Origin of the sequence: Paraburkholderia sp. (genome assembly GCF_034668105.1) — a bacterium.
Lineage (GTDB): Bacteria > Pseudomonadota > Gammaproteobacteria > Burkholderiales > Burkholderiaceae > Paraburkholderia.
This window is the reverse complement of sequence record NZ_JAXDPY010000311.1, coordinates 1-4,404: the sequence shown is the minus strand read 5'-3', so window position 1 is coordinate 4,404 and position 4,404 is coordinate 1. Positions and strand designations below refer to the sequence as shown.

Below are 4,404 nucleotides of genomic sequence, written 5' to 3'. Positions count from 1 at the left end.
AACGACGTGTCGCTGCCAAATCTTTTCAAGCAGGGTTTGGGGGTAAGCCATGGTTATCCGTCATGGAAAGCGTAGGAGATGCTTGCCAGTGAGGATAACAAGCCGGGGATCGGACTGAATTGACCGTTCGCGACACCTGTTGTCACGAGCCGGCAAAGCGCTTCGGCCCGAGTCTATGTGAAGGATTGGTCAGACCATGCGCTTCGATATTGAGACTTTACGGCTCTTTATTTTTACGATTGAAGGAGGCAGTATTTCCGCCGCTTCCGAGCGGGGGAGTGTCGTGGTGTCCGCTGTCAGTCGCCGCATCTCGGAGCTGGAGCGGGCCGCCGGAACACCGTTGCTGCATCGCCGTAGCCGTGGCGTCGAGCCGACGCCGCAGGCCTCGCGCTCTATCGGCGGGCAAAGGTCGTCATGGGCCATTTGCAGGAAATCGACAATGAAATGGGCCAGCGTAGAGACGGAGTGCGAGAGTTGGTGCAGCTGTCCGTCAACCTGACGGCAATGGCGCACTCCACCAGGCTGCAAGACTCATGGCAGTCAGCGCCAACTGAGCTAGTCAGCTAACGGCCCGGCTGCCGATGGCGCTGCGTCGCGCGCTAGGACGGGCGGATCGAATGGACCAGAGCAGGCGCGCGGCGAATCGCCCATTCGATATGGGCCCGAGCCTCTTTCAAGGCCGGCAGGCGCGTGGCAATCAGATCCGCGATCGTGATGCGATCGGTCTCCGACGAACAGTTGATCGCGGCGATCACGTTACCTTGGGGATCGCAGACCGGCAACGCGATCGATACGACACCCAGTTCGATCTCGTCCTGCTGGGTGGCGAACCCGTCTGTCAATGCCTTGGCGAATTCACGGGCGAGGTCGTCGCGCTGCACCAGGGTCTTAGCCGTGTATTGCGGAAAAGGCGCGCGTGCCAGCAGACGCTGCTGTTCTTCGATCGACTGATTGGCCAGCAGGACCCGCCCGAGCGACGTACAGAATGCAGGCAGCCGATATCCCACGGACGCGCGCCGCGTGATACTGCGCTTGCTGGGGACATGACCCAGATAGACCACGTCGTCGCCGTCGAGGATCGCGAACGACACGGAATCACGAAACGTGTCCGCGACCTCCTGCAGGTAGGGGTTGACCAGGTCCTTGAAATTCATGGAGCGCAGGTACGCTACCCCGAGCGACAGGACTTTCGGCAATAGAAGGAAACGCTTGCCCTGCATCCCCACGTATCCGAGAGAGTGCAGGGTAAGGAGGGCGCGCCGGGCAGTGGCGACGTTCATCTGCGCCGCCTGGGCGACCTCGCTCAGCGTCATTTCCGGTTGATCTTCAGTAAAAGCCTGGATCACCGCGAGACCGCGCGCGAGCGCGGCCACGAAGTCCCGGTGAGTCTCATCAATACGTTCCGACGGTGTTTGAGCCATGAAAGAAGGTAGGCGAAATTCGACAGCCGTAACTATACTATTTTTCGTCCTGCGAACAGAATTTCGCCGAGGATGACTCAGAAGCGATGCCGGATGCCCAGGCTGACGATGGTCTGGTTGCTGCCGCTAGAGGGTGCCGCCGTAAAAAGCGTGGCCGTCGCGTCGCCGCCCTGCACATGCTCGTAGTTGAGCAGGGCATAGAGGTCGGTCCGCTTCGAGAGGAAGTAGTCCGCCGAGAGCATGTATTGTCCCCAGTGGGTTTCATTCAGCTTCGAATAAGCGTAGCCGCCGGACAGCGTCACGGTGGGCGTCAGCGAATAGGTCAAGCCTCCCTCCAGGGTTCTCAGCACGGCGGTCGAACCGCCGCTCTTCATATCGGTGAGCGAATACGCGCCGTGCAACAGCGCGGGACCAAACTGGTAGCTGCCCGCCACCGCGGCGGTCGAGATCCGGTTGAGGGCGATCGTTCCTTCCTGCTGTGTGCCGAACAGGTCCGGAACGCCGATCGTCGTAGCCGGCGTGATGGTCGTATTGTTCACGCTCGTGTATGCGGCGGCGAGATTCAGGTACCCGCGGCTGTACGAGATGCCATAACTCTGGGCGCTGCCGGCTGCCAGATGGCCGGGCTGGCCGCCCGGCGCATACAGTATGCCGGCCTTCAATCCGCCCAGGTTGGGAGTCTGGTATGCAATGACATTATTGAGCCGCTCGCCGCCGAGGCGGTCATAGTCCCCCAGGTGAAAACCGTAGGTCCCCGTGTTGTACAGGTTAGTCATCGAATACAGATAGATCAGGAAGTCGTATTGCCGACCCATCGTGATCGTACCGGCGGGCGTCGTCAGTCCGACGAACGCCTGACGTCCGAACTCGAGACCGCCCTGGCCTAACGCGCCGCTGTTCAGCGCGAAGCCGTTTTCCAGGGTGAAGATGGCCTGGTATCCTCCGCCGAGGTCTTCTGTGCCTTTGATACCCCAACGGCTGCCCTGCACGTTCCCGGAGGTTTGCGTGAGCGCGCTGTGGCCGCCCTCGTTGCTGACGTAGTTGAGGCTTTCGTCGATCAGTCCATACAGCGTCACGCTGCTTTGTGCATTCGCGGTCTTCATCCCGCACAGCGAAAATGTAGCCGTGACTGACAACAGCAATGCTGCGTTGATGCGGTGTTTCATTACCTGTCTCCTGGGGCGGTATTTTTCTGGAACAGAAATTCTTGGATTTTTAAAGGATGACTAATTAATTTATTCTGGCTTGCAGTTTCTTTCTGCTGGATTCCCGGTATTTTCCGGGAATCCAGACTCAATCCGGCCGGCTAGTGGACACCATTGCGCGGGGAATCGCAAGAATCAGGCAGCAGCACACCAGCAGGCAGCCACCCAGCACGTAGGTGCCGCTGTTGACGTCACCGGTCACGTTCTTTGCGACGTTGGTGATCATCGCGCCAGTGATGCCGGACAAGCTGCCAACGGAGTTGATCATCGCGAGTCCGGCCGCTGCCGCGGCGCCCGAAAGCAGGCGTCCGGCGAAGGTCCAGAAAATCGGCATGATGCCGATGATGCCGGAGGCGGCAATCGAAATGAGCAGGATCGATACAGAAAGCTGGTGCGTGAACGTCGCGCTGAGAATCAACGCAATACCGGCAAGCAGAGCTGGAATGGCGGCATGCAGGCGTCGTTCTCCAGTACGGTTCGAATGCACGGCGTTGGCGATCATCACGATGCTCGCGGCCACGTACGGCACAGCAGCCAGCAAGCCGATATGAAAAGCATCTTTGAGCCCGGCCGCGCTGATGATGGACGGCAACCAGAACGACAGGCCATAAAAGCCGGTGTTCATGGTGAGCAGGATGCCGCACAGGATCCAGACGCCGCGATTCTTCAATGCGGCGCGAAAGTCGTGGGTCTTCGTTACGTTTTCCGACGAGAGGTTGCGTTTCAATAGCAACTTTTCTTCGGCGGTGAGCCAGTGGGCATCGTCAATGGTTTCCGTCAGCGTGAGCAGTACGATTACGCCGAGAACGATGGCGGGCAGGCCTTCCACGATCAGCATCCATTGCCAGCCGCGATAGCCGAACGCCTCGTGCATGTTCTGCAGCACCCACCCGGAGACCGGTCCGCCGATACACAGGCTGAGCGGCAGCGCTACCATGAAGCCGGCCATGACGCGGTTCTGCTTGTGGGACGGAAACCAGCTGTTCAGATAGAGCACCACGCCGGGGAAGAAGCCCGCCTCACACACGCCTAGCAGAAAGCGCAGCGCGTAGAACATGGTCCCCGAGCCGGTATGGAAGAACTTTCCGAGCGGCCCGATGTACATCAACAGAATGGAGACCAGCCCCCATGTCACCATGATGCGGGCAATCCAGCGGCGCGCGCCCACGCGATGCAGCGCAATATTGCTCGGCATCTCGAACAGGACGTAGCCCCAGAACAGCATGCTCGCGCCCAGCGCGTAGACGTTGTCGTCCAGATGCAGGTCGCCCAGCATCTGCAGCTTGGCAAAACCGATATTGACCCGGTCGAGGTACGACACCATGTAGCACAGGAAGAACAGCGGCACGCACCGCCAGAACACCTTGTCGTAAGTTGCCTTTTCCTGGTTTTGCGAAACCTCGTTCGCCACGTCCGTCTTTTCCATGCTCAACGCCATGACAGTCTCCTGATTGTCTTTTTTGCCGCGCCGCCCGAACCAGCTTCCCTGCCTTGTCTCGGGCGCGCGCGGTGCTGTCTCACGCGCGCAGAGGCCCGAGGATTTCTTCGTTATGTTCGCCGAGCACCGGCGGCGGCACGATCTCAAGCGAGCGCTCGCCGTTGTAGCTCACCGGGCTGCGCACGGTTTTGTATTCGCCCATCGTGGCGTGGCGCGCGGACACCAGCAGTTCCAGATGCTTCGCCTGCGGGTCTTCCAGTGCTTCGCTGGCGTCGTACATGGGTGCATGCGGAACGTCCTGCGCGAGCAGCATGCGACACCATTCGTCGCGATCGCGTTC

The 4,404-nt window shown here is 60.0% G+C and carries 5 protein-coding genes; 1 reads left to right on the top strand and 4 read right to left on the bottom strand.

The annotated features are described in order from the left end of the window. Positions 1–196: 196 nt before the first annotated feature. Positions 197–499, top strand: a complete 303-nt coding sequence (locus tag QOC89_RS31885) for a LysR family transcriptional regulator (protein ID WP_416340402.1) — start codon at positions 197–199, stop codon at positions 497–499. Between the two features lie 100 nt (positions 500–599). Here the strand turns inward: QOC89_RS31885 and QOC89_RS14195 are convergent, their stop codons facing one another. The 4 genes from QOC89_RS14195 to QOC89_RS14180 form a co-directional block, all read right to left on the bottom strand. Further along, entirely contained in the window at positions 600–1,373 is a 774-nt protein-coding gene (locus QOC89_RS14195) for an IclR family transcriptional regulator domain-containing protein (protein ID WP_323045587.1), read from the bottom strand. A gap of 125 nt (positions 1,374–1,498) precedes the next feature. Further along, positions 1,499–2,587: a porin gene (locus QOC89_RS14190; RefSeq protein WP_323045586.1), complete on the bottom strand. Its 1,089-nt coding sequence runs from the start codon at positions 2,585–2,587 to the stop codon at positions 1,499–1,501. A gap of 127 nt (positions 2,588–2,714) precedes the next feature. Next, positions 2,715–4,064 (bottom strand): MFS transporter, encoded by a 1,350-nt coding sequence (locus QOC89_RS14185; RefSeq protein ID WP_323045585.1) that lies wholly within the window; start codon positions 4,062–4,064, stop codon positions 2,715–2,717. Between the two features lie 79 nt (positions 4,065–4,143). Further along, positions 4,144–4,404 (bottom strand): CoA transferase (locus QOC89_RS14180; protein WP_323045584.1); only part of this gene is annotated, 261 nt, incomplete at its 5' end.

What these genes read in the sequence shown, in the direction of transcription:
- QOC89_RS14190 (WP_323045586.1), bottom strand. Translation starts at nt 2,587, where the DNA reads ATGAAACACCGCATCAACGCAGCATTGCTGTTGTCAGTCACGGCTACA.
- QOC89_RS14185 (WP_323045585.1), bottom strand. Translation starts at nt 4,064, where the DNA reads ATGGCGTTGAGCATGGAAAAGACGGACGTGGCGAACGAGGTTTCGCAA.
- QOC89_RS31885 (WP_416340402.1), top strand. Translation starts at nt 197, where the DNA reads ATGCGCTTCGATATTGAGACTTTACGGCTCTTTATTTTTACGATTGAA.